The sequence below is a fragment of the Dactylosporangium sp. CA-233914 genome, from assembly GCF_050942935.1.
In the GTDB taxonomy this organism is placed as follows: Bacteria; Actinomycetota; Actinomycetes; order Mycobacteriales; family Micromonosporaceae; genus Dactylosporangium.
The window spans coordinates 2772435-2798728 of sequence record NZ_CP192030.1 but is presented as its reverse complement, the minus strand read 5'-3'; the positions used below and the strand labels follow the sequence as shown (position 1 = coordinate 2798728).

23 protein-coding genes are annotated in these 26294 nt (G+C 72.5%); 11 read left to right on the top strand and 12 right to left on the bottom strand.

Annotated features, from left to right (window positions below; all coding sequences use genetic code 11):
- Window positions 1-64 precede the first annotated feature (64 nt).
- On the bottom strand, window positions 65-1090 hold the full coding sequence (locus tag ACQPY0_RS12910) for a hypothetical protein (protein WP_432988279.1): 1026 nt from the start codon (window positions 1088-1090) through the stop codon (window positions 65-67).
- 107 nt (window positions 1091-1197) lie between these two features.
- Window positions 1198-1401 (bottom strand): hypothetical protein, encoded by a 204-nt coding sequence (locus ACQPY0_RS12905; protein WP_432988277.1) that lies wholly within the window; start codon window positions 1399-1401, stop codon window positions 1198-1200.
- Window positions 1402-1558: 157 nt separating this feature from the next.
- Between ACQPY0_RS12905 and ACQPY0_RS12900 the strand changes: the two genes are divergently transcribed.
- Window positions 1559-2413, top strand: coding sequence for an aldo/keto reductase (locus tag ACQPY0_RS12900; RefSeq protein WP_432988275.1), 855 nt, complete (start codon window positions 1559-1561; stop codon window positions 2411-2413).
- Here ACQPY0_RS12900 and ACQPY0_RS12895 read toward each other — a convergent pair.
- The gene (locus ACQPY0_RS12895; RefSeq protein WP_432988273.1) at window positions 2397-4313 is read right to left on the bottom strand and encodes a hypothetical protein; all 1917 of its coding nucleotides are present in this window, start codon (window positions 4311-4313) and stop codon (window positions 2397-2399) included. The genes ACQPY0_RS12900 and ACQPY0_RS12895 overlap by 17 nt on opposite strands.
- Window positions 4314-4518: 205 nt before the next feature.
- Between ACQPY0_RS12895 and ACQPY0_RS12890 the strand changes: the two genes are divergently transcribed.
- From ACQPY0_RS12890 to ACQPY0_RS12875, 4 genes are all read left to right on the top strand, one after another.
- Window positions 4519-5682, top strand: coding sequence for an RNA polymerase sigma factor (locus ACQPY0_RS12890; protein ID WP_432988271.1), 1164 nt, complete (start codon window positions 4519-4521; stop codon window positions 5680-5682).
- Window positions 5683-5877: 195 nt separating this feature from the next.
- Window positions 5878-6822, top strand: a complete 945-nt coding sequence (locus ACQPY0_RS12885; RefSeq protein ID WP_432988269.1) for a serine/threonine-protein kinase — start codon at window positions 5878-5880, stop codon at window positions 6820-6822.
- Window positions 6823-6843: 21 nt separating this feature from the next.
- A complete protein-coding gene (locus ACQPY0_RS12880; protein WP_432988267.1) occupies window positions 6844-7674 on the top strand; it encodes a class I SAM-dependent methyltransferase in 831 nt (276 codons plus the stop codon).
- A gap of 23 nt (window positions 7675-7697) precedes the next feature.
- On the top strand, window positions 7698-8957 hold the full coding sequence (locus ACQPY0_RS12875; protein WP_432988265.1) for an aldehyde dehydrogenase family protein: 1260 nt from the start codon (window positions 7698-7700) through the stop codon (window positions 8955-8957).
- A 38-nt stretch (window positions 8958-8995) separates the two neighbouring features.
- Here the strand turns inward: ACQPY0_RS12875 and ACQPY0_RS12870 are convergent, their stop codons facing one another.
- From ACQPY0_RS12870 to ACQPY0_RS12860, 3 genes are all read right to left on the bottom strand, one after another.
- Window positions 8996-9760, bottom strand: coding sequence for a S1 family peptidase (locus ACQPY0_RS12870; RefSeq protein WP_432988263.1), 765 nt, complete (start codon window positions 9758-9760; stop codon window positions 8996-8998).
- A 218-nt stretch (window positions 9761-9978) separates the two neighbouring features.
- Complete coding sequence (locus tag ACQPY0_RS12865; protein WP_432988261.1) at window positions 9979-11217, bottom strand: right-handed parallel beta-helix repeat-containing protein; 1239 nt, start codon at window positions 11215-11217, stop codon at window positions 9979-9981.
- A complete protein-coding gene (locus ACQPY0_RS12860; RefSeq protein WP_432988259.1) occupies window positions 11214-13070 on the bottom strand; it encodes an RNA-guided endonuclease TnpB family protein in 1857 nt (618 codons plus the stop codon). Before ACQPY0_RS12860 ends, ACQPY0_RS12865 begins: the two co-directional genes overlap by 4 nt.
- Before the next feature lie 236 nt (window positions 13071-13306).
- Here ACQPY0_RS12860 and ACQPY0_RS12855 point away from each other — a divergent pair, with 236 nt between their 5' ends.
- Both ACQPY0_RS12855 and ACQPY0_RS12850 read left to right on the top strand, forming a co-directional pair.
- Entirely contained in the window at window positions 13307-15019 is a 1713-nt protein-coding gene (locus tag ACQPY0_RS12855; protein ID WP_432995210.1) for an ABC transporter ATP-binding protein, read from the top strand.
- A 51-nt stretch (window positions 15020-15070) separates the two neighbouring features.
- Entirely contained in the window at window positions 15071-15307 is a 237-nt protein-coding gene (locus tag ACQPY0_RS12850; RefSeq protein WP_432988257.1) for a hypothetical protein, read from the top strand.
- A gap of 403 nt (window positions 15308-15710) precedes the next feature.
- On the opposite strand, the gene ACQPY0_RS12845 is transcribed toward ACQPY0_RS12850, so the two are convergent.
- Window positions 15711-15992 carry a hypothetical protein gene (locus ACQPY0_RS12845; RefSeq protein WP_432988255.1) on the bottom strand — a complete coding sequence of 94 codons (282 nt, stop codon included), beginning with the start codon at window positions 15990-15992 and terminating at the stop codon, window positions 15711-15713.
- A gap of 690 nt (window positions 15993-16682) precedes the next feature.
- Between ACQPY0_RS12845 and ACQPY0_RS12840 the strand changes: the two genes are divergently transcribed.
- A complete protein-coding gene (locus ACQPY0_RS12840) occupies window positions 16683-17159 on the top strand; it encodes a MarR family transcriptional regulator (protein WP_432988253.1) in 477 nt (158 codons plus the stop codon).
- Between the two features lie 22 nt (window positions 17160-17181).
- Here the strand turns inward: ACQPY0_RS12840 and ACQPY0_RS12835 are convergent, their stop codons facing one another.
- From ACQPY0_RS12835 to ACQPY0_RS12820, 4 genes are all read right to left on the bottom strand, one after another.
- The gene (locus tag ACQPY0_RS12835) at window positions 17182-18063 is read right to left on the bottom strand and encodes a glycoside hydrolase family 88 protein (protein ID WP_432988251.1); all 882 of its coding nucleotides are present in this window, start codon (window positions 18061-18063) and stop codon (window positions 17182-17184) included.
- A 3-nt stretch (window positions 18064-18066) separates the two neighbouring features.
- On the bottom strand, window positions 18067-18504 hold the full coding sequence (locus ACQPY0_RS12830; RefSeq protein WP_432988249.1) for a nitroreductase family deazaflavin-dependent oxidoreductase: 438 nt from the start codon (window positions 18502-18504) through the stop codon (window positions 18067-18069).
- Window positions 18505-18516: 12 nt separating this feature from the next.
- Window positions 18517-19803, bottom strand: a complete 1287-nt coding sequence (locus tag ACQPY0_RS12825; protein ID WP_432988247.1) for an AI-2E family transporter — start codon at window positions 19801-19803, stop codon at window positions 18517-18519.
- Between the two features lie 61 nt (window positions 19804-19864).
- Window positions 19865-20845: a hypothetical protein gene (locus tag ACQPY0_RS12820; protein WP_432988245.1), complete on the bottom strand. Its 981-nt coding sequence runs from the start codon at window positions 20843-20845 to the stop codon at window positions 19865-19867.
- 282 nt (window positions 20846-21127) lie between these two features.
- On the opposite strand from ACQPY0_RS12820, the gene ACQPY0_RS12815 reads away from it, so the two are divergent.
- Window positions 21128-21427 (top strand): DUF3040 domain-containing protein, encoded by a 300-nt coding sequence (locus tag ACQPY0_RS12815; protein WP_432988243.1) that lies wholly within the window; start codon window positions 21128-21130, stop codon window positions 21425-21427.
- Window positions 21428-21627: 200 nt separating this feature from the next.
- Complete coding sequence (locus ACQPY0_RS12810) at window positions 21628-22374, top strand: 3-keto-5-aminohexanoate cleavage protein (protein ID WP_432988241.1); 747 nt, start codon at window positions 21628-21630, stop codon at window positions 22372-22374.
- Between the two features lie 10 nt (window positions 22375-22384).
- Here the strand turns inward: ACQPY0_RS12810 and ACQPY0_RS12805 are convergent, their stop codons facing one another.
- Complete coding sequence (locus ACQPY0_RS12805) at window positions 22385-23215, bottom strand: NAD-dependent protein deacetylase (protein WP_432995208.1); 831 nt, start codon at window positions 23213-23215, stop codon at window positions 22385-22387.
- 707 nt (window positions 23216-23922) lie between these two features.
- On the opposite strand from ACQPY0_RS12805, the gene secA2 reads away from it, so the two are divergent.
- The gene (gene secA2, locus ACQPY0_RS12800) at window positions 23923-26250 is read left to right on the top strand and encodes an accessory Sec system translocase SecA2 (RefSeq protein ID WP_432988239.1); all 2328 of its coding nucleotides are present in this window, start codon (window positions 23923-23925) and stop codon (window positions 26248-26250) included.
- The last annotated feature ends 44 nt before the right edge of the window (window positions 26251-26294 follow it).

The window sequence follows — 26294 nt, the reverse complement described above, 5'->3', positions numbered from 1 at the left end:
GCGGCGACGCTACAGCCTATCGGCGATATATCGGAACCTTCGCAGGATGCATTGCTGCAATGCATCAGGCGCAGGGCCGGCCGTAGTCGTACGGCAGCGCCTGCAGCCGCTCGACGGGGATGTCACCGAGGATGAGGTACTTCTCGGCACCGTCGGGCACGATGTCGTCGGGGTCCATCAGCGCCGGGTACGGGTCCGGCTGCCCGGTCGCCAGCATGTACGGGCGCGGGTCCTCGGCGTACGTGACCAGCGCGCCGGCCTTGTCGGTGAGGATCGCGCCGTACTCCTGCATCGCCCGCGCGATCATCCGCGCGACCGGGCTGCGCACGGTGCCGATGTCGAAGGCCGGGTCGAGCCGGAACCGCTGCCCCTCGCAGGCGATGTCGGCGCCCTCGGTGTTGCCGTCGTCGCGGGTGGCCGGCCAGGAGTGGCAGTTGGCCCGGGTGCGCACGGTGGCGATGTTGACGGCGTGGTCGATGTACCCGCGCCGGAGCTCCTCGATGCGGATCGTGAACGCGCCCATGGGCAGGCCGGTCGCGGTCGCGCCGAGCGGGTTGGCGAAGATGCCCGGGTTCTTCGAGTAGTGCTCGATCCGGCCGCCCCAGCAGGCCGACCAGTGCCCGTCCGGGGCCTGCTCGGCGCGCCAGAAGTCCCAGTACGTGTCCGTGGACGGCTGGTAGATCGTGACCGCCGCGTCCGTGCCCTTGGACGGCGTCAGGTTCGCCGGGGTCGGCACCGCGGCCAGGCTGTCGGCGATGACCGGGGCGAGCTCGGGCTTGTTCAGGCAGTCGGAGAAGGTCCAGCGCTGCCTCGGGGTGCTGCGCCCGACCGTGTAGATCGGGGTCGAGTACTCGTCGGTGTTGACCGCCCACGACCCGTAGTTGTTCACCTTGTCAAGGCGGATGTTCTCCACGACGGCCGCGGAGTTGGCCGCGAGCGGCACGTTCCTGGGCAGCTTCGTGTTCCACGGCCCCCGGGCGGAGAACCCGTTGGCGGGCTTCGGCCGGTCATGCCGGTCCGGTGCCGCAGCCGCGGGCTGCGCCAATCCGATCCCGGCCACGACGATCATCGCGACAGCGGCGAGTCTCATGCGCGTGAGAGTAGACAGCGGCGGCGGGCCCGGCCCCGAATCGGCCGCCAGGCCCCGCAAACGCCCACGTCGAGCGTGAAACTTCCGGTCGCCTCACCGAGGAAATGTCAGATGTCCTCGTCCAGCTGGGTGCCGCGGCGCGGGTCGCGGATGCTGCGGCCCGTCGAGTCGACCGCCCCGGAGTCCACCAGGCCGCCACGGGCCAGCTGGTGCTGCAGGCTCTGCTGCCGCTCGGCCTCCCGGCGCGCCGCCTCGCGGGCCTGCGCCTCGGGGCTGTTCGGGTCGATTCCGGTCGGATCAGGCGCGTTCATGCTGCTCACTCCCACTGCTCGGCGGTACGGGGACGGCGGTCGGGTCACCTTACCCAGCTCTATCTGGGCTAATCCAGATCCGGAAGGCGGCAGATTTTCACAGCGCGTGGATAGATTCGGCAGCGAGGATTCTCGACTCCCGAAGGAGACCTGACGCATGTCAGCACAGAGCAGCGCGGCGAATGCGGGCACCATCGACGTCGGCGGCGACATGACCGTCAACCGGCTCGGCTTCGGCGCGATGCGCATCACCGGCGACGGGATCTGGGGGCCGCCGCGCGACCCCGACGAGGCCAAGCGGGTCCTGCGCCGCGCCGTCGAGCTGGGCGTGAACTTCATCGACACCGCGAACTCCTACGGCCCCGACATCAGCGAGGAGCTGATCGCCGAGGCGCTGCACCCGTACTCCGACGATCTCGTCATCGCCACGAAGGGCGGCCTGGTGCGGCCCGGCCCGAACCGGTGGGAGGCCGACGGCCGCCCCGAGCACCTGCGCGAGGCCCTCGACGGCAGCCTGCGCAAGCTGCGGCTGGACGCGATCCCGCTGTACCAGTTCCACCGCCCCGACCCGAAGGTGCCGCTGGAGGACTCGATCGGCACGATCGCCGAGCTCAAGGCCGAGGGCAAGATCCGGCACATCGGCGTTTCGAACTTCACCGAGGAGCAACTGCGGGTCGCGCAGCGCATCACCCCGGTCGTGTCCATCCAGAACCGGTACAACGTCGACGACCGCGGCTCCGAGTCCCTGGTCGACCTGTGCGAGCAGGAGTCGATCGTCTTCCTGCCGTGGGCGCCGATCCAGAACCTGGAGGGCAACGCCGCGATCGAGGCGGTCGCCAAGAAGTACGAGGCCACCAGCCGTCAGATCGTGCTCGCGTGGCTGCTGGCGCGCTCGTCGTCGATACTGCCGATCCCCGGCACCGGGTCGGTCGGGCACCTGGAGGACAACATCGCCGCGGCCGGCATCCAGCTCACGCCGCAGGAGGTCTCCGACATCACCCGAAACTCCTAAGGCCTGTTGCAAACTCGGGTTTGATGTCCGGGTTGTGAACAGTCCGGGTTGTGCGTCTCGTCGTTCCGGTGTGGTCCCGCATGTTGGGGTGCGGGGCTGGTCCGGGGTTGTCGAGGGCGTCGTTCCGGCAGTTCGCCGAGCACGCCGGCACCAGCCATCCAGGATGGCTGGTGCTGCGCTGCGGCCGCCGCGGCCGGGCACCGGTTGAGTGCCGGCCGGGGCGGTGGTGTCCGCTTGACTCGAGCAGGGCTCCTTGCAGCCCCTCATTAATGGCATCCACGCCGTGGGTAGCGAGAGTGGTCTGCGCGGCGACCCAATCCACCCGGGCCGTGCCGGGCACGGCCGGGTCGCTCAGCACCGTGTGCGCCCCGACGAGAGCCGCGACAAGGTCCCGGTCGCCGGTCAGACCGCACTGCGGGCAGGTGTGACGGCGGTGATGCAGCTGTTTGGGGACGCGGGCGGTGCAGAGGCAGTGCTGGGTCCAGGCGGTGTGCCGAGTCCCGGCCCGGACCAACCCACCACCACCAGCCAACGCGGCAACCTTGGCGGCTTCCCGATCGACGGCGGCCAGGAGCATGCCGGGGGTGAAGGCGTGGATGCCGCGACCCCACCGCCGCGCCCACGCCCGCAGGTCACCGGCCTCGACAACCAGGTTCGGGCCATGGGCGGCCACAATACCGGCGGCGACGATCCGGGCGCGGGTACGCCCGGCCTGGGTACGGGCCGCGCCGTCAGCAGCCGCCTGCCCGCGCAGCCGCAGGTAGCCGGCCGAAAGCTGGTCGCGGCGGTAGGCCTGCACCGGAATACCCGCCGCGTTGGCCATGCGGGCGCCGCCCGGCACCGCGACCTGTGCCGGGCGCAGGCCAGCGGTTCGGCGACGGTCGGCTCGCCGCTGCTGCCGGGCGGAGAGCCGGTACTGGCTTGGGTTGGTGGCGCGGCGGGAGCGTTGCAGGGCGCGGTCACGCCGCCGCTGCCGCAACCGTTCCGCCGCGAGCCGGTCGGCGTCGGCGCCGGTCTTCGCGATCTGGGTGGCGCGCACCCCGCCGCCACCGCGGTCGGTGTCGATCGGGACGGAGACGACGGCCAGGTTGGACACGTTGACGTCCACGCCGCCGCGCCGGTGCAGGGCCGCGGCCGTCCGGCGGCGGGCCACGACCGTCGGGGAGGTATGGCCGGGGCCGAGGATCATCAGGTGCGCCTCGTAGCGCCACCCACCCAGCGTCCCTGGGTCGCGGTACCGGACCAGGTCGATCTTGTGCCAACGCTGCGGGTCGGCGAGGTAGTGCTCCAGCACCGGCCGGCGGCCCGGACCCTGGGGCAGGCGGACCGGCAGCGCCAGGTCCCGGGCGCCGGTGCCGGTCAGCACGACGGCGAGGGGGCCGTCGTGGTCCCACCACGACCGCACCGGCCGACCACCCGCGGTGGGGGTGACGGCGGGCATCCGCCGCGGCTGCCACAACCGCCCGGCCCGGTCGAACACCGCCTGATGCCCCGCCAGGGTCCCGGCCAGGCGGAACGTCTCCCACTTCCGCACCCTGGTATGCGACCGCGCCCGCCCCGGAATACGGCTGAACGTCCACCAGCCGCCGACCTTCGGCCCGCCGTGGCGGCGTCCGGTCGCGTCGGGGAACAGGTGCCGATCGGCAGCCTGCCACACGCTGTCGGCGACGTGCATCGCCACCGCCTTCGTACAGGAGCGGCGCAGATGCGGGGCACGGTCCAGGTGCCGGTACGCGGCATGCTCCAACCCGGCCCGGGTCAACCCCAGCCGGTCACGGACCACAGCCGGACCTACGGCGGCTCGCATGCGGTGCGCCGCCCAGTACGCGTCCACCCGTGCGCGGGCGTCACGCTGCACCGCCCGCCGCACCGCGAACACCGCCGCGAACACCCGCTCCACATGCCGCCGCACCCCGGATCATGCACATCCAACGGCAGCCGCAACACCGACACCGGACCGTCCCACCGCCACGGCACCACCCGGTTCGGTCCACGCCGCCGTATCGACCCCGCTGCCGCCACACCGACCAATATAGGGCCACACGGCCCCCGGCACCATCGCTGTGCCGTGCCGGTACGCCCGGATCATCGCCGTGCTCGCGCGCATGACGCGGGATGTCGGGCTCGCCGCGGAGCTGGCCCAGGACGCCCTGGTGGCGGCCCTGGAACAATGGCCGGCCCGCGGCGTGCCCGACGATCCCGGCCCGTGGCTCATGGCGACCGCCAAGCACCGGGCGGTCGACCATCTGCGCCGTCAGGAGAACTACCGTCGCAAGCTCGCCGTCGTCGGTGCCGGCCCGGACTCGGCCGCGTTCGAGCCGGACCTCGTCGACGCGCTGGACGACCACATCGGCGACGACCTGCTGCGGCTCATCTTCACCGCGTGCCACCCGGCGCTGAGCACCGAGTCGCAAATCGCGCTGACGCTGCGGATGCTGGGCGGTCTGCGTACCGACGAGATCGCCCGCGCCTTCCTCACCACCGAGGCGACCGTCTCCCAGCGCATCCTGCGTGCGAAGAAGACCCTGGCCAAGGAGCGCGTGCGCTTCGAACTGCCCCCGCCGGCCGAGATCCCGGCGCGGCTGGCCGCCGTGCTGGGCACCGCGTACCTCATCTTCAACGAGGGCTACTCGGCCACGGCCGGCGACGACTGGGCCCGGCCCCAGCTGTGCGAGGAGGCCATGCGCCTGGGCCGGGTGCTGTGCGGGCTGCTGCCGGGTGAGGCGGAGGTGCACGGGCTCAGCGCGCTGATGGAGCTGCAGGCCTCGCGCATCGCCGCGCGGACCGGCCCCGACGGCCGCCCGGTGCTGCTGCTCGAGCAGAACCGGCGCCGCTGGGACCGGCTGCTGATCCAGCGCGGGCTGGCGGCGCTGGAGCGCGCCGCCGGCCTGGGAACCCTCGGGCCGTACGGGCTGCAGGCCGCGATCGCCGCCTGCCACGCGCGGGCGCTCACCGCCGCGGCGACGGACTGGGGGCGGATCGCGGCGCTGTACCGGCTGCTGTCCCACGTCGCCCCGTCGGCGGTGGTGGAGCTCAACCGCGCGGTGGCGCTCGGCATGGCCGACGGCCCGGCCGCGGGCCTGGCGATCCTCGACGAGCTGGCCGCGCAGGGCTCCCTGGCGTCCTACCCGCACCTGCCGGCCGCCCGCGGCGAGCTGCTGTCCCGCCTGGGCCGGGCCGAGGAGTCGCGGGCCGCGTTCGCGCAGGCCGCGGCCCTGACCCGCAACCAGGCCGAGCGCGATCTGTTCACCCGCCGGGCCGGGGGCTGAGTCACCAGCGCCGGCCGCCGCCAGGATCCACGCGCGTCCGTGGACCGTTTCCAGGTCACCGGATCGGGGTTGCTTCGCCGGTGCGCGAGCGGTGCGGTGTCGTTCCCGCTTGAATCACCCTGAACGGGGGAAGAGGACCAAGTGCGGGTTCTGGGCGGTCGGTACCGATTGCAGCGCAAGCTGGGCGAAGGAGGCATGGCCAGCGTCTGGCGGGCGCACGACGAGGTGCTGGACCGCGAGGTGGCGGTGAAGCTGCTCACGCCCGAGCACACCGCGGACCCGGAGGCGTTCGAGCGGGCCCGCAACGAGGCGCGCTACGGGGCCCGGTTCGCCCATCCGAACGTCGTGTCGGTGTACGACTTCGGCACCTCCCGGCGGGCCGGGCGCGGGACCGCGTATCTGGTGATGGAGCTGGTCGGGGGGCAGTCGCTGGACCGGGTGATACTCGACGGGCCGCTGGACTGGCGGGTCGCCGGGCGGGTCTGCGCCGAGGTCGGGGCCGGGCTGGCCGCCGCGCACGGGCACGGGATCGTGCACCGCGACATCAAGCCGGCCAACGTGGTGCTGACCTCGTCGGGCGCGAAGATCCTCGACTTCGGGGTGGCGGCCCGCGCCGGGCAGCCCGAGCAGCTGCCGGACGGGACGCTGCTGGGCACGCCGGCGTACCTCGCGCCGGAGCGCCTCGAGCTGGGCGTCGCGGCGCCGCCGGCCGACGTGTACGCGGTGGGGGTGCTGCTGTACCAGTGCCTCACGGGGCGGCTGCCGTGGCCCGCGAACACCGACGAGCAGCTGCTGCACGCCCACCGGCACGCCTCGCCGGCGCCGCTGCCGGCGATCGCGGGCCTGCCCGACGAGCTCGCCGAGGTCTGCGCGGCGAGCCTGGACAAGCTGCCGGAGGCGCGGCCGACCAGCGTAGCGCTCGCGCTGATCCTGTCGGCCGCGGTCGACGTGCCGGTGCACGTGCCGCCCGTGCTGCAGCCCGCGCTCGCCTCGCCCGTGCCGCCCGTGCTGCAGCCCGCGCTCGCCTCGCCCGTGCCGCCCGTGCTGCAGCCCGCGCTCGCCTCGCCCGTGCCGCCCGTGCTGCAGCCCGCGCTCGCCTCGCCGCTGCCGCACACGACGACCGAGCGGATATCCGCTTGACCTCCGTGTGAGGGTCGTTCTGTGAGCCAATCCCTTCGGCTGAACCTCGCGCAGTGGGACGAGCGCGCTCCGGCACACGCGGCCTCGGACGGATACGGCATCCAGCGTTTTGTCGACGATCCCGGGCACCTGAGCGACGTCGTGCGCTTCGACCGGCCCCGGCTGGGCGACATCGCGGGCCTGCACGCCGTGCACCTGCAGTGCCACATCGGCACCGATACGCTCTCGCTGCACCGCCTCGGCGCCCGGGTCACCGGTCTGGACTTCTCCCCCGCGTCGCTGGCCGAGGCCCGCGACCTGGCCCGGCGCACCGGGGCGGAGATCGAATACGTCCAGTCCGAGGTGTACGCCGCGCTGGAGGTCCTCGAACCGGGCGCCTTCGACCTGGTCTACACCGGCGTCGGCGCCCTGTGCTGGCTGCCCGACATCCGCCGGTGGGCCGCGGTCGTGGCCGGGCTGCTGCGCCCCGGCGGCCGGCTGTTCATCCGCGAGGGCCACCCGATGATGTGGAGCATCGACGAGACGCGCGAGGACCGGGCCCTGGTCGTGACCTTCCCGTACTTCGAGCAGGCCGAGCCGCTGGTGTGGACCGACGACACGACGTACGTCGACACGACCGCGAAGTTCGAGCACAACACGACCCACACGTGGAACCACGGCCTCGGCGAGATCGTGACCGCCCTGCTCGGCGAGGGCCTGGAGCTGACCATGCTGCAGGAGCACGACAGCTGCCCGTGGGACCCGATGCCGGGGATCACGGTGGGCGACGAGCACGGTGAGTACCGCCTGGCCGAGCGACCGGAGCGGCTGCCGTTTACATACACTCTTCAGGCACGCAAGCGCCCGAACTAAAGTTTTCCTGGAGGAGTTGCGCCGTGGCCGATGAGCAGGACGTCAACGAGGTCGTGGCCGCGGCGGCCCGCTCCGCCCGCGCCGCCGCCGGCTCGCTCGCCGCGGCACCGGCCAAGACGATCGACGAGGCGCTGCGCGGCATGGCCCGCCGCCTGGCGGCCGCCCCCGGCACGATCCTCGCGGCCAACCGCGCCGACGTCGAGGCCGCCGAGCGGGAAGGGATGAGCGGCGGCCTGCTCGACCGCCTCCGCCTCGACGAGGCCCGCCTGGCCGCGATGGCCGAGCAGATCGACATCCTCGCCGACGTCGAGCCGGAGCCGGCCCGCCGCACGGTCCGCGAGCTGGGCGGAGGCCTGGTCCTGCAGGAGTGGCGCCGCCCGGTCGGGGTGATCGGCGCCAACTACGAGGCCCGCCCGAACGTGACCGTCGACGTGGCCTCCCAGCTCATCAAGTCCGGAAACGGCGGCGTGCTGCGCACCGGCTCGGCGGCCCTGGCCTCGGCGATCGCCCTGATGGACGAGATCGTCGCCCCGTCGCTGGCCGAGGCGGGCCTGGACCCGGCGGCGGTGCAGCTGATCCGCGCCCGCGGCCGGGCCACCGCCGACGCCCTCGTCGCCCAGCCCGGGCTGATCCCGCTGGTCATCCTGCGCGGCAGCGGGGAGAGCACCCGGACGCTGGCCGAGAAGGCCGCCCTGCGCGGCGTGCGGACCCTGGCCCACGCCGACGGCGGCGGGGTGTTGTACCTCGACGCCGCCGCCGACCTGGACAAGGCGTTCGCCCTGATCAACGCCGGCCTGGACCGGCTCGGGGTGTGCAACCGGCTCAACCTGCTGCTCATCCACCGGTCCCGCTACGACGAGCTGCTCCCGCGCGTGACCGCGGCGCTCGCGCCCCGCGTCGCCGTGTCGCAGCCGCCGCACGAGCACCCGCTCGGCTACGAGTGGGCGCTGGACTCCGCCCGCGAGGCGACCATCACCGTGGCGCCGGCGGACGGCCCGCTGGACGCCGCCCGCCTGGCCAACGACGAGACCTCGGGCCTGGCCGCGGGGATCGTCACCGAGGACGCGGCCGCCGCCCGGCAGTTCCTGGGCGCCTATGCCGGGACCGGGGCGTTCTGGAACGCCACCACCCGGCTGCTGGACGGGTTCAAGCTGCTCAACGTGCCGGAGACGGGCATCAACATCGACCGCGTGCCCGGCCCACGCGGCCCGGTGACGTTCCGGGACCTGTCGCTGCGTCAATACACGGTCGTGCCGGCCGACCGCCTCGCCGACCTGGACTGATCTCTTGGTTGAGGCGCGCCCTAGTTGAGCAGCGCGCCCTACTTGAGTAGTGTGCCGTGGATCCAGCCGGCCAGCGGATCCACCCGGGTGGTGGCCTCCTCCCGGTCGTGCGGGCAGGTCGGGCCGGTGCTCTCGACGGAGACGAGGACCGGCCGGCGGCCGTTCCCGGCGAAGTACGGCGCGCCCGAGTCGTACTCGCACGCGCTGGTGGTGGGCGCCGGCCGGTAGCCCTTCACCCCGACCGTGGCCGCGGCGACGGACGACACCTTCAGCTGCCCGGTCCGCAGGTGCTGCGACGGGGCCGGGTCCGTGGCGGCCGGCTTGCCCCAGCCGGTGATCCGCAGCACGTCACCCGCCTTCGGCGCCTTGTCGGCCACGCGCAGCGGCTGGACGTCGTAGACCGGCTTCGCGAGCTTGGCCATCGCGATGTCGCCGCTCGGCGCCTGCTGCACCGAGACCACGTCGACGACGTGGCCGGTGCGGTGCGACAGGTCCGCGCGGCCGATCGTCGCGGTGGTCCCGTACGGCACCGGCCCCGACACCGGGTTGCGCCGCGGATCGTGGAAACAGTGCCCGGCGGTGATGATCCACCACGGCGACAGCAGGGCCGCCGAGCAGGCGCTGTCGTAGTGGCTGCCATCGGGGCGCGGGATGCCGGTCATGGTCAGCTTGACCGAGAACCGGTAACGCCCCTCGGGCACCGAATCTCCATCGGCGACGGCGTCGGCCGGTGTGGCGAGGCTCAGTCCGGCCGTCGCCGCCACCGCGGCGAGGACGACCGATCGAGCGAGCCGCTGCACCATGCGACTCCTCCCGGCGGGGCCCGCTTCCGATGCGGGCCCGGCGCGTCGACCAGCGTCAGCACGCGGACGCGCAGATCGGCGTCGCTCGCCGCCGCCGGTCAGCAGGCGCGTGGCCGCATCGGTGATCGCCTGGCGGGCTTTGGAGGACATCATGTCGCTCACCCTGGTCAACCTGTTCGAGGTGGCGCCCGAGCAAGACGCCGAGTTGCGAGCGCTCGTCAGGCGTCGACCAGCTCGCCGTAGGACGTGACCGTCAACTCCTGCAGCTGGGTCGCTGGGTCGCCGCGGTCCCAGATACGCTGGTTGCGGATCGTCGCCCCGGTGACCCGGGCGTTGACGGTGATGCCCGCGGCCGGGTTGGTGGCGGTGCCGTTGCCCCGGATGCGGTTGTTGACCAGGAACGGGTCGATCAGCGCGCCGTCGATGCGGATGCCGTCGCCGGCGTTGTCCCAGATGTCGTTGCCGTCCACGACCATGTCCGCGGCCGGGATGCGGATCGCGCCCGGGAGGTTGTGCTGGCGGTACCCGTGGCCGCCGTTGCGGCTGATCCGGGTCGCCGACACCGTGTAGCCGCCCGGGGTGTTGCCGATGCTCACGCCGTCGCCGGGGTTGTCGTCGATGAGGCAGCCGGTGACGACACCGTAGCGGCCGGCCACGTGGGTGGTGCCCTGGCCGGAGACGTCGAAGCCCGCGGTGTCGTTGTCGATCATGGTGCAGCCGGAGACCAGCAGCCCGTCGGCGCCCCAGTCGGAGATGCCGTACTTGTTCGCCTCCGCGTGGCACCCCAGGATCCGGATGCCGCGCGGCGGGGTCCAGGCGGCGTCCTGCAGCTCGACGAAGATCCCGTTGGTTCCGTTGTGCCGCGTGACGCACTCGCTGACCGTGAGCCGCTCGATCGCGCCCCACCCGCCCACGCCGATCCCGATGCCCGCGCCGCCCTTCTCCCAGCCGGAGTCCAGCCGGCCGCAGTGCACGGCGACGACCCGCTCCACGGTGCTGTCCTGCAGGAAGTCGCAGCCGAAGCCGGTGGCCGGCGTGTCGTGGATGTAGAGGTCGCGGAAGGAGCCTCTCAGGACGTACTGCATCCCGAGGCCCTTGGCGAGAACGTCGTAGGCGGGGAGGGTGAGCTGCGCCCCGTCGATCTCGAAGCCGGCGAAGGTGACGTCCGCGACCGGGCGCTCCGCGGCGGCGCCGTGCTGCAGGACGGTGCGGAACACCAGCGGCACCGGGGTGGTGGGCGCGCCCGGGTTGGACAGCACGAACCGGGTCGCGGCCGGCCCCTCGCCGATCAGGGAGACCCCGGTGCGCCAGACGGTGCCGGCGTCGCGGATGGCGTAGGTGCCGGCGGGGCAGTAGATGACCTCGCCCGGGCCGCAGGAGTCGACGAGCCGCTGCAGGGCCGGCTGGTCGTTGGTGACACCGTCGCCGGCCAGGCCGTGCTCGCGCGCGTTGATCACGCCGGGTCGGATACCCGCAGCGCGGCGAGTATGCGCGCCAACTCCGCCCGGTCCCGCTGCGGCAGCGCGGCGAAGAAGCGCTCCCCCTGGGCGCCGCGCTCGGCCTTGATGCTCTGCGCCGTGGCGGCGCCGGAGGCGGTCAGCGCCACCAGCGTCGCCCGGCGGTCGGCGGGGTCCGGCAGCCGCTCGACCAGCCCGCGCGACTGCAGCCCATCGACGACCTCGGTCGTCGAGCGCGGCGCGATGCGCAGGTGCTCCGACAACTCGCTCGGGCGCATGGTGCCGTGCTTGGCGACCACACCCAGGGCGCGCGCCTGCCCCGGCGTGATCCCCCACGGCTGCAGCGCCTCGTGGGACTGGTGCCGCAGCCGGCGCGCGACGCTCCAGAACAGCTCCGAGAGGCTCTCCTCCTCCACGGGAAGAACATAGTGCTGTGACCACAAACGTTCCCTGCGTGGGGGTGGTGTTTGCGGTTCCTCGCCGTGTGGTGCAGGCGAGCGACTCCCCGCCACCGGTGTTGGTGGTGGGGCGGGCCTCAGCCGGCCAACGGACCCCGCTGCCGCCACATGGTGTGGTCGGCGGGGGTCACGCCGGGACGGTCCGGCACCGGGCAGGTGCCGTCCCGCTCGACGGTGCGTGACCACGCGCGGCAGCACCGCTACCGCCGTGGTGGTGATCCCGCCACTGTCAGCACCGGTTGGGGTGCGGGTGGCGATGGTGGCCGCCGCGAACAGGTCACGGTGCCCGATCGTGTGGCAGGTGGTGCAGGTCATCGTCCGGCCGGCGGGTTTGCGGACCCGGGCCCGGCAGGCGGGGCAGGTCGAGGAACTGCCACGTTCGTCGACCAACTGGAGGGTGATCCCGGCGAGTTCGGCCTTGTCCCGCAGGATCGCGATGGCCCGGCCGAGCTGCCACTGCCGCAGCCGCAGGTTGTGCCGCCGCCCAGCATCCAGGCTCAGAACACCGCGAGGGTCACCGACCGTCAGGGTCCCGACCCGCTGCTGCACGGCCCACGCGATGACGGTCTTCGCGGCCTCGTGGTGGGCCTGCCGAATTCTTCGCCGGTGCCGGCCCTCGACGAGACGGGTGCGGTGGCGGGACTGCCGCCACCGCCGCGACCCCTTCTGTCCTGGTTTCGGTGCCCGTTTCGCGACCGCGCGCTGGCGGGCTTTGGTGTCGGCCAGGTGCATGCGGTGTTCGGCGCGGACCGCCCGCCCGGACACCAGCAGACCGTGCCCGTCCGGCCCGGCGACGGCGTAGGGGTGGATGATGCCCAGGTCGACCCCCGCCACGCGGCCCGGGTCCGGGCCAACCCCGGGCGGGTAGGTGGTGATCGGGACTTCGGCGGTGACCTCCAGCCACACCCGGCCACCGTCGGCGAGCAGCGTCACGGACCGCACCTGCCCGGCCGGGTACGGTATCGCCCGGTCCAGCCGCAACCACAACGACGGCTTCCCGACGGCGACCGGCAGCCGCAGCCGACGCCCGTCCAGCCGGAACGTCCCGTAATACCAGCGCACCGGCACCAAACCACGCCGCCGCCGCGGAAACCGCGCCGACCCATCCCCAGCCTTGCGGCGCTTCGCCGCCGCGAACCACGCATCCGAAAACCGGTGCAACACCGAGCGGGCCCCGACACTGTCCAGTTCGCCGAACGTGCCCGGCCCGGCCGCGGCCAGCTCCCCGAACAGCTCCCGAATCGACGCCAGCGGCGCGTCACCCCGCCGGCGACGCCACCCGTTGAGCTCCAGGACGCACGACCACACGTCACCGGCCGAGCGCAGCAACCCGAAACACCGCTGCCGCTGCAATCGGGTCAGCCGCAACCCGACCCGGGTGGTGCGATACACCACCTGTGGCGCACCAGCAGCACGACATCGAGGCACGACATCACATTTAGCACACACGTTCCCATCACGGCGACCCCGCGTTTACGGTCGCCGCAATAGCAGGGATTGGTGTCAGTACTTCATAGTGAGGTAACCTCATCATATCCGACCGAGAGGTGTCACCCTTGGAGCCCAACCACCCCACCCGCGCCCGCGGGTCCCGAAAGCTCACCGCCGCCGAGAAGGCGCAGGCCAAGCAGGTGTCGCTGGCCCGCATCGGCCGCCTGTTCACCGCCCACCGCGGCCGCCTGGCCGCGGTGGTGCTCATCATCGTGGTGTCGTCCGTGTTGTCGATGGCCGCGCCGTTCCTGCTGCGCGAGGTCATCGACCACGCACTGCCCGCCCGCGACACGCGGCTGCTGGTCTGGCTGGTCCTCGGCATGGTCGCCGTCGCCGCCGTGACCTCCGCGCTCGGAGTGATCCAGACCTGGCAGTCGACCAAGGTCGGCCAGCTGGTCATGCACCGCCTGCGCGTCGACGTCTTCACGCACCTGCAGCGGCAGTCCGTCGGCTTCTTCACCCGCACCCGCACCGGCGAGGTGCAGTCCCGCATCACCAACGACATCGGCGGGATGGAGACGGTCGTCACCAACACCGCCACGTCCATCGCCTCCAACCTGACCACCGCGGTCGCCACCGCCGTCGCGATGGCGGCGCTGTCCTGGCGGCTGTCGCTGGTCTCCCTCGTCGTGCTGCCGCCCGCGATCTACCTGACCCGCCGGGTCGCGAGCATGCGCCGCGAGATCACCGCCCAGCGCCAGCGCGAGCTCGCCGACCTCAACGTGACGATCGAGGAGGGGCTCTCCGTCAGCGGCGTACGGCTGTCCAAGACCATGGGCGCGGGCGGCGCCGTGGTCCGCCGCTTCACCGAGTCCTCCGAGCGCCTCATCGCCCTGGAGCTGCGCTCCGAGCTGGCCGGCCGCTGGCGGATGGCGTCGATGAGCATCATCTTCGCCGCCATCCCGGCGGTCATCTACCTCAGCGCCGGACTCCCCCTGACCGCCGGCACCCTGAGCATCGGCACGCTGGTCGCGTTCACCTCCCTGCAGGCCGGCCTGTTCCGCCCGCTCATGGGCCTGCTCGGCGTCGGCGTGCAGCTGACCAGCTCGCTGGCCCTGTTCGCGCGCATCTTCGAATACCTGGACCTGCCCGTCGAGGTCGCCGAGCCCGCCCACCCGGTCCGCCTGGACAACGTCCGCGGCCACCTGCGCTTCGAGGACGTCACGTTCACCTATCCGGGCAGCGAGACGGCCGCGGTCGCCGGGGTCACCCTCGACGTGCCGGCCGGGACGTCGCTCGCTCTCGTCGGCGAGACGGGCTCGGGCAAGAGCACGATCGCCGCGCTCATCGCCCGCCTGCACGACCCCACCGCCGGCCGGATCACCATCGACGGCGTCGACCTGCGCGACCTGCGGCTGGACGACCTGGCCGCCATCGTCGGGGTGGTGAGCCAGGAGACGTACCTGCTGCACACCACGGTCCGCGAGAACCTCCGATACGCGCAGCCGTCCGCCACCGACGCCGAGATCGAGTCCGCGGCCCGCGCGGCCCAGATCCACGACCTGATCGCTGCACTGCCGGACGGCTACGACACGGTCGTCGGCTCGCGCGGCTACCGCTTCTCCGGCGGAGAGCAGCAGCGCATCGCGATCGCCCGCACCCTCCTGCGCGACCCGCGCGTCCTGGTCCTCGACGAGGCGACCAGCGCCCTGGACACCGAGACCGAGCGGGCGGTGCAGAAGGCGTTCGAGGACCTGGCCCGCGGCCGGACGACGATCACGATCGCCCACCGCCTGTCCACGGTCCGCGACGCCGACCAGATCGCGGTGGTGGACCACGGCCGCGTCATCGAGCGCGGCACGCACGCCACCCTCCTGTCCGCCGCCGGCACCTACGCCACCCTGGCCTCATGATTCCGGGAACTCCCTGATGACGGGGTGGCGCGGCAGGAGCATGCTTGGGGCATGGGTCGTTTCCTGGTTGGTGCCGTCGCGGTGGTCGTCGGCCTGTTCGTCGTCGGCGCGATCGCTGCGTGGGTCTTCCACGCCTTGCTGAGCGTGCTCGGCTACCTCATCGTCGGTGCCCTGGTGGTGGGCGGCGGCCTCTGGCTCTACGGCCGCGCCAAGCGGGGCCTGGGCAGCACCCGCAACCAGCGCCGCCTGGAGGCCGGCCTGACCACCTGGCGCCAGCGCAACCGCTGACCTGCTGAGCCCTTCCAGCGCCCAGGTCATGCTGAGGGGGCGGCATCGCTTCACGCCGAGTCACGCGATTTCACGCTGAGTCACGCGGAAAGCGGAGATTTGAATACGGATGGTAAGGTGCTTGACAGCGGAACGGCACCTCACCGGCCTCGTGCCATGTCTCCTCCCTGATCCCGCGCGCCACCCCTGCCACCCCTGCCACGACGGCTTCTCCAGGCGGCGAAACCAGCGGTCGTCGCGGTCACGGCGGCGGTCGTCCGGAGCGGGGCGGGCCCGTGCGTGCGTGCCCATCGCTCGTGCCCGATTTCCGCGCCCGTTCGCCTTCGGCGCCCGGCCACGTTCCGCCGCCGGTCACCCTTTCGGCTCCCGGGGCACGTTCGGCGCCTCATCCGCCGGTCACCTCTCAGCGGTCGATGACCTCGAGAACCCGCGCCGCCGGGGCCGTGTCGCCGTAGCGGTCGCGCAGCGCCAAGCGTTCCGGGTCGCCCATGAAGGCGTCCAGGCCGGCCCGCGACTCGAAGCGGATGACCTGCACTTCGGTCTCGCCCGTGGTCAGCCGCCGTTCGAGGACCCCGCCGTGGCGCGGCAGCAGGGCCAGCACCTCGTCCTCGTATCGCGCCGAGTCCGCCTCCGCCCCGGGCACGAGATCCACCAGCGCCACCAGCAGCAGCTTCCCATCCGTCACCGAACCAGCCAACCACACCCGCCCATCCGGGCGGCCGACGTGATTCGCTCCCGCCCATGCAGGGCTCCTCGCTGCCCCTGCTCGACGATCAGCTTCGGGAGGGCGGGGCCGGCGCGTCGCGGGGGAGATCCTCGAACTGGCTCGGAAGTGCGGGGCGCGGTCGTCCTCTCCGCGATGAACGTCGACGAACCGCTCGTCCCGCTTCGCCGGGGACCGCAATAAGGAGGTCGAGGCGGCAGCGGGCTGTCGTGGGTCAGCCTCCGCGCGAGCTCGTTCGCCGGCAGCACGGCCCGCGCGTTCGGGCCGCGGTTGCGGGCCGGCGACGTCGTGCGGTACAGCTTCTGGAGGTTTGAAGAGACGATCGTCGATCTCGCCGCGCGGGCCCCACCGGCCTGCAGCAGGGCGCCCAGCGGATCGGCCGGGCCGAGGGCGCCGCGGGCGGGTCACCGAAGGCGCCGGCCGCGGCCAGGCCGTCCGGGGCGATGGTCGCGATCTTGGCATGGCCGGTGACGGCTGGCGCGGAGCGCCCCCTCGACGGTGGGTCCCACCGGCGCGACTCACGGCCCTGACCGCCTCCCCGGCGGCGGTGAGCGTGGCGACGAGATGGCGCCCGCGACCAGGATCATGACGACCCCTTCCCGGTACGCTGTCTTCGACGGCGATATCTTACGAATCTCGAAACAAGATCATATGAGTTCCGTACCACCTTCGCGCCGGCGGTCGACCAGCGCCATCAAGGAGTCGCTGCGCGCGCTGAGCACCCAGCTGTCGCTGCTCAACCACCGGGTGGGCGCCCAGCTGGAGCTCAAGGACGTCGACTTCGACTGCCTGGACCTGATCAACCGCCACGGCCCGCTGTCGCCGACCGCCCTGGCCCGCCGCGCCGGCCTGCACCCGGCCACGATGACCGGCATCCTGGACCGCCTGGAGCGCGGCGGCTGGGTCGCCCGCGACCGCGACCCGTCCGACCGCCGGGCGGTGATGGTCCGCGCCCTGCGTGAGCGCGACGCCGAGATCTCCGCGCTCTTCGCCGGCATGAACGGCCGCATGGACGCTCTCTGCGCCGACTACGACGAGGCCGAGCTGGCCCTGCTGGCCGCCTTCCTGGACCGCGTCACCGAGGCCGGCCGCGCTGCCACCGATGAGCTCAAACCCGGCGAGTCCTGACGGCCCACAGCGCCTGCCGGCGTCACGGGCCGCCGGAGCGGCTCGCCGCCTCCGCCAGCAGGTAGAACGCCTGGGCCTCGGCGGAGGTGCCCGGGCGGTCGAACGTCGGGGCGCCGCAGACCGAGGTGACGAGCCCGTCGCGCACGTGCGGCTCGACGGCCGCGCGCAGGGAGTCGGCGACGCTCGCGTAGGAGCCGGGCAGCCAGCCGGATTTCACGCCGGTGTACGCCGCACAGGCCAGCATCTGCGCGAGGTTCGCCTCCCGGAACGAGCCGGGGTCGTCGAGCACGTCGCCGAAGAGCCCGTCGGGGCGGCGCCGGGCCAGGCAGGCGTCGATGACCTCGCGGGCGTGCCCGGCCAGCGGGGCCGCGAGTGCCGGGTCGTGGCGGATCGCGCGGGCCAGCCCGGCCGCGACCCAGCCGCTGCCGGTGCCCCAGAGCTTCGGGCGATTGTCGGCGGCCAGGTAGAGGCCGTCGCGGCACAGCCGGGCGCGGTGGCCCTCGGCCTGGGCGACGGCCAGGTCGCCGCGGCCGGCGAAGGCGAGCATCGGCACGACCATGTAGACCGTGTCGGCCCAGACCTCCGGCGCGTCCAGCACGTGATAGAGGGTGCCGTCCGCGGCCCGGGGCGCCCGCTCGGCGATCCATTCGAGCTGGCGGTCCGCGGCGTCGGCGAGCCCGAGGAGTACGACTCCCTCGTAGTTGGCGGCGGAGTTGACCGAACCCAGCTCCCCGCCGATCGTGCCCAGCCGGCCGTCGGGGCTCTGGTGCACCGCGGCGTCGCGGGCGAGGCGGCCGGCCAGGCCGGTGAGGCCGAGATCGAGCAGGGCGTGGACGGCCACGCCCTGCTCCCAGTTCTGCCGCTGCATGGCCAGCAGCGTCAGCAGGACCGGATGATCGAGCAATGCTCAGTCTCGCGGGCTGAGCACGAAGACGGGGATGGCCCGGTCCGTCTTCTTCTGGTACTCCGCGTAGTCCGGCCAGGTCGCGACGGCCCGCTCCCACCAGGCGTCCTTCTCCGCGCCGGTCACCTCGCGCGCGGTGTAGTCGCGCCTGACCGCGCCGTCCTGCAGCTCGACGTGCGGGTTGGCGACGAGGTTGTGATACCACACGGGGTGCTTCGGCGCGCCGCCCAGTGACGCGACGACGGCGTACTGCCCGTCGTGCTCGACCCGCATCAGCGGCGTCTTGCGGATCTTGCCCGACCTGGCGCCCAGCGACGTCAGGAGGATGACCGGCCGGCCCCGCATGGTGTTGCCCTCGGCTCCGTCGGTGCGCTCGAACAGTTCGGCCTGCTCGCGCGACCATTCGCTGGGGCTCGGCTCGTACTCACCGCTCAACGGCATGAAGAAAGCTCCTTACTTGTCCGTGACCTCCTTTGCGACGCTACCCTCCTCGCGAGCCGGCTTCGCCTCGTTCTGTTGCTCCTCCGTCTGCTTCTCGTCCTCGTCGGCCGGTTCGGTGCCCGGCGGTTCGTGGTCGTCGGTCGGCTCGCCCAGCGGGTGCTCGGCGAGGTACCGCACGGCGGTGTTGCCCACCGCGAGCAGCGGCACGGCGACCAGCCCGCCCACGATCCCGGCGGCCACGACACCGGTGGTGATCGCGAGGATGACCGCGAGGGGGTGCAGGGCGACCGCCCGTCCCATGATCAACGGCTGCAGGACATGACCCTCCAGCTGTTGTACGGCGATGACGACGCCCAGCACCAGCAGCGCGCTGACCGGCCCGTTGGTGACGAGCGCGACGAGCACCGCGACCGTGCCCGACAGCGTCGCGCCGACGACGGGGATGAACGCGCCGAGGAACACCAGCGCGGCCAGCGGCAGGGCGAGCGGCACCTGGATGACCACCAGGCCGATGCCGATGCCGACCGCGTCGACGAAGGCGACCAGCACGGTGGCGCGGACGTAGGACACGAGCGTGTACCACGAGTAGTGCCCGGCCCGCGCGACCGGCAGCCGCGCCTGCTGCGGCAGCAGCCGGCACAGGAACGACCAGATCTGCCCGCCGTCGCGCAGGAGGAAGAACAGCGTGAAGAGCACCAGGAAGAAGCCGGCGGCGACCTCGCCGATCGTCGTCGCGGTGGTCAGCGCGCCGGAGGTCAGGGCGCCCCGGTTGGCGGTGACCTGCCTGCGCAGCGAGGACCAGGCGTTGTCGAGCTGCCGTTCGGAGATGTGGAACGGGCCGGAGGCGAGCCAGCCGCGGATCTCGTTGAGGCCGCCGGCGACGCGGGTGGAGAGGTTGTCGAACTGGTTGATGAACGTGTAGATGATCAGGCCCAGGCCGCCGAAGACCACCACGAGGCCGCCGACGAGGACGATCGCGGCGGCGAGGGAGCGGTGCACACCGTGGCAGCGCAGCCAGCCGGCGGCGGGCTCGAGCAGCGCGGCGAGCAGGATCGCCACGACCACCGGGATGACCATCAGGCGCAGCGCGGCGATGAGGTGCAGCAGCAGATACGCGGCCAGGATGAACAGCACGATCCGCCAGGCCCAGGCGCCCGCGACCTTGATGCCGCGGGGAATGCCGTCTTCCACAGTGGACGCGGGCCGCACCTCGATCTGCCCGGCGAACGGCGGGACGCTGCGCGCGGTGCTCAGCCGCGTCCGCGCCCGCTCGCCGACCTGCGAAATCCACTGTGTCATGCCATGGCAGTACCCCTATCGCAGCGCCGCCAACCCGCTGTTACCGCGGCCGGCCGGACCGCTACTTCTGCCGGTCGTACCGCGCGAAGTCGTCCGGATTGTCCGTGCGCGAGGTGCGCCAGATGTCGCCGTTGCAGGTGTACGTCGTCGGGTCGAGATTCGGCTGCAGCTCGATGCGGCCCTTGTCCACGCCGTCGACGCTGATCGTGACGACCGTGGTGGCCTCGCCGCCGGCGAACGACATGACGCCGTCCTTGGTGGTGATCTTCCACTCGGTGCGCCCGGCCCAGCGGGCGTTGACGGTGCGGCCGTCGTCGGTCTTGCCGCTGTACACCGTGTTGGTGTCGTCCTCGATGGCGTTGCCGTCCTCGCGGATCTCCCAGATCTTCCCGCCGCCGCTGAACTTGACCTTCGTCAGGTTGGCGCGGGCGGCGAGGTCGGTGCTGGTGAGGTCGACGACCTTCTGGTACGTCGTCTGCTTCCACTTGCCGACCAGGCACTTGTCGAGGCCGGCCGGCGACGCGGAGGCCGGGGGCCCGGCGGCGGGGTGGTCCGGTTCGCGGTTGAGCGCGACCACGACGATCGCAATCACCACGACGACGAGCAGCACCGAGCTGATGATCAGCGCCGGGAACCAGCGGTTGCGCCGGCCGGAGGGCGGGGCGGAGTCGAGTGGCGGGGCCGAGGTCTGATACGCGGGCGGCTGCGGGTAGGCCGGCTGCGCGGGGGGCGCGCTGTAGGGCTGGGCGGCGTACGGCACCGCGGAGTACGGCTGGGCCGGCGGCGGCTGCTGGTACTGCGGCTGGGCCGGCTGCTGGGGATACTGCGGATACTGGGGCTGGGGTTGCTGGTGATGCTGGGGTTGCTGGTGATGCTGGGGTTGCTGCGGATACTGGGGGTACTGCGGCTGGGCCGGCGGCGGATACGGCTGGCCGTAGGGCGGCTGGGGCTGCTGCGGCGGCTGGGGTGGGTAGCCGCCCGGGGGCGTCTGACCGTAGCCGCCGCTCGGGTCGGGCTGCTGCCACTGCCTGCTTGGGTCCACGTTCCCTATTCCTCCCCCGTGCCGCCGCACGGACGTCCCGCGACAAGTCGCCTCGCGATGTTCACACGCGGATTCCGCGCCATTCGCCGTCGAGAATGGCATATGTCGACATCTTTCGCAGGTCGCCTGATACGACAAATGCCGCGTATCGCCACGCCGCTGACCAGCGAAATGACACTCGGCGCCAACCGGCGGACCCACGGGGCCGGTTTGTGTGTGACGATCGATCGCAGCGGGTACACGTCGCGCACCGGGCAGGCCCGTCGGAGGAGGTTGGGCGTCATGCTCAGCGAGAGCGAGCAGAAGCGGCTCGCAGACATCGAAGCCGCACTGCGGCACGACACGCGCTTCGTCAATGGTTTCAACCGGGCCATGACTCGCCGGATCACGCCCCGCCGCGTGACCTCGGTGATCATTGCCATAGCCGCGATCGTCGGCGTCATCATCGGCCTGGCCACCGGCAGCGTCTTCGGAGCGGTGCTGGCGATCTGCGCCCTCGGTGTCGCCGGCGGTGTCTGGACCTACCGGCCGGCCCACCCCGAGCCACCGGCCCCCGCGGCACACCCCGACATGGAGCAGTAACCACCCGCCAGCGGCGCTTCCCCCGCGCCGAGCGGCGACCTCCGCGTTCCCCGGCACCGGCCATCGGCGCCGGGGAATCGCACTTTCGCGGCCTTCCCCCGCCGGCGCGGGCCCGCCCGTCCTCGTGAGTCCGATTCGCGACGGCTTCCTTTCGTGTGCTGATCTTGCGGGACCGCCGGTCGGGACGAGACAGTTGTGCCGTGCTGCCCCCGATCGCCCGGCTCAAGGTGGCGCTGAACGGCGGTCGGCCGCCCGGCGCACACCCCGGGCTGCCCTGCTCGCCCGACGAGCTCGCCGCGGCCGCCCAGGCTGCCGTGGCGGCGGGGGCGGAGGCCGTACACCTGCACCCACGCGCCGAGTCCGGGGCCGAGTCGCTCGCGGCGGCCGACGTCGGGGCGGCGGTGGCGGCCGTGCGCCGCAAGTGCCCGGCCACCCCCGTCGGGGTCACGACCGGGCTGTGGATCACCGGCGGGGACGCCGGGGCGCGCCAGGCGGCGGTTGCGGGGTGGGCGGGGCTCTCGCCGTACGAGATGCCGGATTTCGCCTCGGTGAACGTCTCCGAGGCCGGATTCACGGCCCTCGCCGCCACGCTGGGCGAGCTCGGCATCGCCGTCGAGGCGGGCGTGTGGAGCCTGCAGGACGCCGGGGCGCTGTCGATCGCGGCGGACGTCCCGCGGGTCCTCGTCGAGATCATGGGGCCCGGCGACGATCCCGAGACCATCCTGGCCCGCCTCGACGAGGTGGGGGTGGCCGGCGAGCGGCTCCTGCACGGCGAGGGCGCGCGGTGCTGGCCGATCGTGGCCCTGGCCGGCCGGCTGGGCCTGCCGACCCGCATCGGGCTGGAGGACACGCTCGCGGGCCCGGACGGCGCGCCCGTCGCGGACAACGCCGGGCTGGTCCGCCTCGCGTTGAACGTCTGGTCGCGTTCGCGCGCGTCAGCCGGTTAGGGTTCGCGCTTCAGCGCAGGTCCCAGGCGATCTTCGACAGGACCGTGCCGAGCGGGGCGTCCACCAGGATCGAGGCGAGGGCGTCGCTGCGCGTGGGCCCCTGGTTGACGATGGCGATCGGCAGCCCGAGCTTGGCCGCGCGAACCACGAACCGCCGGCCCGACATGACGGTCAGCGAGGAGCCGAGCACCAGCACGGAAGCGGAGCGCTCGACGAGCTCGAAGCACTCCCCCACGCGCGGGGCGGGCACACTCTCGCCGAAGAACACCACGTCGGGCTTGAGCATCCCGCCGCAGTCGGTGCAGTCCACGACCACGAACCCGGCGGCCTGCTCGTCGGTGAGGTCCACGTCGCCGTCGGGGTTGACGCCGCCGGCCACGGCGTCGTAGCCGGCGTTGGCCGTCGCGAGGCGCCGGTCGAGCTCGTCGCGCCCGGAGAGCTCGCCGCAGTCCAGGCAGATCACGCGGTCGAGCGCCCCGTGCAGCTCGACGACCCCGCCTGCCCCACCGGCCTGGTGCAGCCCGTCGACGTTCTGCGTGATGATGCCGGTGAGCAGCCCTCGCGCCTGCAGCCGCCCGACGGCGTGGTGCCCGGCGTTGGGCGCGGCCCGCGCGATGGTGCGCCAGCCGAGGTGGCTGCGGGCCCAGTATCGCCGGCGCGCGACGGGGTCGCGCGTGAAAGTCTGGTACGTCATGGGCTGCGCGTTGCGCTTCTGCCCGCTCCGCCCCCGGTAGTCGGGGATGCCCGACTCGGTCGAGATCCCGGCCCCGCTGAGGACGAGCACGCCCCCCTTGCCGACGAGCGCACTGAGCCCCGCCACTGACTGCTCCACGGCACCAATCTTGCCTCGCCGCCGCCCGCGCCGGACTCGGCGCATGCTCGCCGATCTCGCACCGCAGCATCCCGACCACGCCGCGACACCGGCACAATTCGGGTCATCGACCGCATCACCGTCCACAGTGGTCAGCACCCGGCGGAGCTCGCACCCTGACCAGCCCTCGCACACGGCGATTCCCGACGCGACCCGGCGATACGGAACAACGCCGGGGCCCTGGCATTCCCGGACTTCGGTCAACCCAGGTAGCTCTGGTTCAGCCAGCCACCATTGCCCTGGAAGGTGAACTCGATTCGCGGGTGGAACGGCCATCGAGTGCTACCAGCGCGCCCTTGTCCTGAGTCGCGAACTCGGCAGAGGCGGACATCCTCCACAACATCGGCGCTGCCACCGGAAACGTCACCACCGCCGAAGCCGCGTGGCGGGAGGCCCTCGCCATCCTCGACGACCTCAATCATCCCGACGCCGAACCGCCCGTCGGGCGGCCACCACGTAGCGCCGCCGGCCTTCTGTCAGCCGCCGCGACGGCAGGCGGCGGGTAGGTAAGCGGCACGGGCGCCGATAGGGGATATACCCCGAAATGTAGCTTATTCCCGACTTTTGGGAAAGTTCCGCGGGCGCGGGGGTGGAGATCTGCTGAATGGGAGCGCGGCGCTGGGAAGACGCGTGACGGGGCGCACAGTTCGTCCGGCGGGGGACGTATCGTGTTCGACATGGGTTTGGTGAGCAAATTCAACGCGTGGCGCCGGAAGCTGCAGGAGCAGCCGGGCACCACGATCGACCTCGAACCGATGCGCGCCCTGCTGCCGGAGATCGAGGAGCGCGAGGCCGAGCTGTCCGAGCTCACCGACGACGAGCTGCGCGCCGCCGCCAGGGCACTGCATCAGCGGGAAGACCCCAAGGACTTCGTCGAGGCGTGCGCGCTCGGGCGGGAGGCGGCCAAGCGGGCGCTCGACGAGCGGCCGTATGACGTGCAGCTCCTCGGCGCCCAGGTGCTGCTCGCCGGGCACGTCGTCGAGATGGCGACCGGTGAGGGCAAGACGCTGACGGCCGCCATCGCCGCGGCGGGGTATGCCGCCCAGGGGCCCGTGCACGTGATCACGGTCAACGACTACCTGGCCCGCCGCGACGCGGAGTGGATGCGGCCGGTGTACGAGCTGCTCGATCTCACCGTGGGGTGGGTCAACGAGTCCTCGACGCCGGAGGAGCGCCGTAGCGCCTACGCGCAGGACATCACCTACGTGTCGGTCAGCGAGGCGGGCTTCGACCTGCTGCGCGACTCGATCGTCACGGACACGGCCGACCGGGTGCACCGGGAGTTGGGCACGGTCATCATCGACGAGGCGGACTCGATCCTCATCGACGAGGCCCGGGTGCCGCTGGTGCTGGCCGGCTCCACCATCGCCACCGAGGACCAGCCGCTCGCGATCGCCGAGATCATCGGCGGGCTGCACCGCGACCACGACTACGAGGTGGTCGACGAGGGGCGCACCGCGCACCTGAGCACGCAGGGCCTGGCCAAGGTCGAGTCGGCGTTGGACCTGGACCTCTACGCGGAGGAGAACGTCGACACGCTGACCGCCGTCAACCTGGCGCTGCACGCCGAGTCGCTGCTGGTCCGCGACGTCGACTACATCGTGCGCGAGGAGCGCGTCGAGCTCATCGACGAGTTCCGCGGCCGGGTGGCGCAGCGGCGCCGGTGGCCCGACGGGCTGCAGGCGGCGGTCGAGGCCAAGGAGAAGATCCGCTCCAGCGGCGGCGGCACCGTGCTGCAGACGATCACGGTGCAGGCGTTCCTCACGCAGTACAAGAAAATCTGCGGCATGACGGGCACGGCCATGCCGGTCGGCGAGCAGCTGCGGGAGTTCTACAAGCTCGAGGTGGCGGTCATCCCGCCGCACCTGCCGAACATCCGCAAGGACTGGCCCGACCGCGTCTACGCCTCGGCCGAGGAGCGCGACATCGCCGTGGTCGCCGAGATCGCCGCGATGCACGCCACCGGGCGCCCGGTGCTGGTCGGCACGCTGAGCGTCGCCGAGTCCGAGCGGCTGGCCGCCACCCTCGCCGAGGAGGGCGTGGAGTGCGTGGTCCTCAACGCCAAGAACGACGAGGCCGAGGCGGTGATCGTGGCCGAGGCCGGCGCGGTCGGCTCGGTGACGGTCTCCACCCAGATGACCGGCCGCGGCGTCGACATCCGCCTCGGCGGCTCCGATGAGAAGGAGCGCGACCGGGTCGCCGACCTCGGCGGGCTGTTCGTGATCGGCACCGCCCGCAACGACTCGCGCCGCATCGACGACCAGCTCCGCGGCCGCGCCGGCCGGCAGGGCGACCCGGGCGAGTCGATGTTCTTCGTCTCGCTCGAGGACGAGCTCGTCGAGCGCTACGGCCCGGAGCCGATGCCGATGGGGCGCGCGGACGCCGACGGGGCGATCGACGACGAGGACGTGCGGTGGGCGATCGGCTCGGCCCAGCGGGTCGCCGAGACCGTCAACCTGGAGATCCACCGCAACACGTGGCGATACAACTACCTACTCGACCAGCACCGCCAGCTGCACGGCAAGCGCCGGGAGGAGCTGCTGACCACCGACTCGGCCGGCGAGCTGCTCGCGGAGCGGGCGCCGGACGACTACAACGAGCTGTCCGAGGAGCTCGGCGAGGACACGGTCCTGCGCATCGCGCGCCAGATCGCGCTCTTCCACGCGGACAAGGCCTGGTCGGAGCACCTGGCCGACATGAGCGAGCTGCGCGAGGGCATCCACCTGCGGGTGCTGGGCTCGCAGGACCCGCTCGACGAATTCCACCGCGAGGCGATCCCGGCCTTCCGCGGCCTGCTGGCCGAGATCGACGACCGCACGGTCGGGCAGTTCGAGGAGCTGGAGATCGAGGGGCCGGACTGGCAGCCGGACGACGCGGGCCTGGTCCGGCCGAGCGCCACGTGGACGTATGTGGTCAGCGACAACCCGTTCGGCTCGGAGATGGAGCGGTTCTTCGCCGGCATGGTGAAGCTGTTCCGCAGCGGCAAGGGCGTCAAGAAGGGCTGATCGAGCGGGCCCCGGGCCGGCCCACCGGCCCGGGGCCTGACGAT

Excerpts from the sequence above, each read along its gene's own strand:
- ACQPY0_RS12910 (WP_432988279.1), bottom strand. The coding sequence starts at position 1,090 with ATGAGACTCGCCGCTGTCGCGATGATCGTCGTGGCCGGGATCGGATTG.
- ACQPY0_RS12905 (WP_432988277.1), bottom strand. The coding sequence starts at position 1,401 with ATGAACGCGCCTGATCCGACCGGAATCGACCCGAACAGCCCCGAGGCG.
- ACQPY0_RS12900 (WP_432988275.1), top strand. The coding sequence starts at position 1,559 with ATGTCAGCACAGAGCAGCGCGGCGAATGCGGGCACCATCGACGTCGGC.
- ACQPY0_RS12890 (WP_432988271.1), top strand. The coding sequence starts at position 4,519 with ATGACGCGGGATGTCGGGCTCGCCGCGGAGCTGGCCCAGGACGCCCTG.
- ACQPY0_RS12885 (WP_432988269.1), top strand. The coding sequence starts at position 5,878 with ATGGCCAGCGTCTGGCGGGCGCACGACGAGGTGCTGGACCGCGAGGTG.
- ACQPY0_RS12870 (WP_432988263.1), bottom strand. The coding sequence starts at position 9,760 with ATGGTGCAGCGGCTCGCTCGATCGGTCGTCCTCGCCGCGGTGGCGGCG.
- ACQPY0_RS12850 (WP_432988257.1), top strand. The coding sequence starts at position 15,071 with ATGGGTCGTTTCCTGGTTGGTGCCGTCGCGGTGGTCGTCGGCCTGTTC.
- ACQPY0_RS12840 (WP_432988253.1), top strand. The coding sequence starts at position 16,683 with ATGAGTTCCGTACCACCTTCGCGCCGGCGGTCGACCAGCGCCATCAAG.
- ACQPY0_RS12830 (WP_432988249.1), bottom strand. The coding sequence starts at position 18,504 with ATGCCGTTGAGCGGTGAGTACGAGCCGAGCCCCAGCGAATGGTCGCGC.
- ACQPY0_RS12825 (WP_432988247.1), bottom strand. The coding sequence starts at position 19,803 with ATGACACAGTGGATTTCGCAGGTCGGCGAGCGGGCGCGGACGCGGCTG.
- ACQPY0_RS12815 (WP_432988243.1), top strand. The coding sequence starts at position 21,128 with ATGCTCAGCGAGAGCGAGCAGAAGCGGCTCGCAGACATCGAAGCCGCA.
- secA2 (WP_432988239.1), top strand. The coding sequence starts at position 23,923 with ATGGGTTTGGTGAGCAAATTCAACGCGTGGCGCCGGAAGCTGCAGGAG.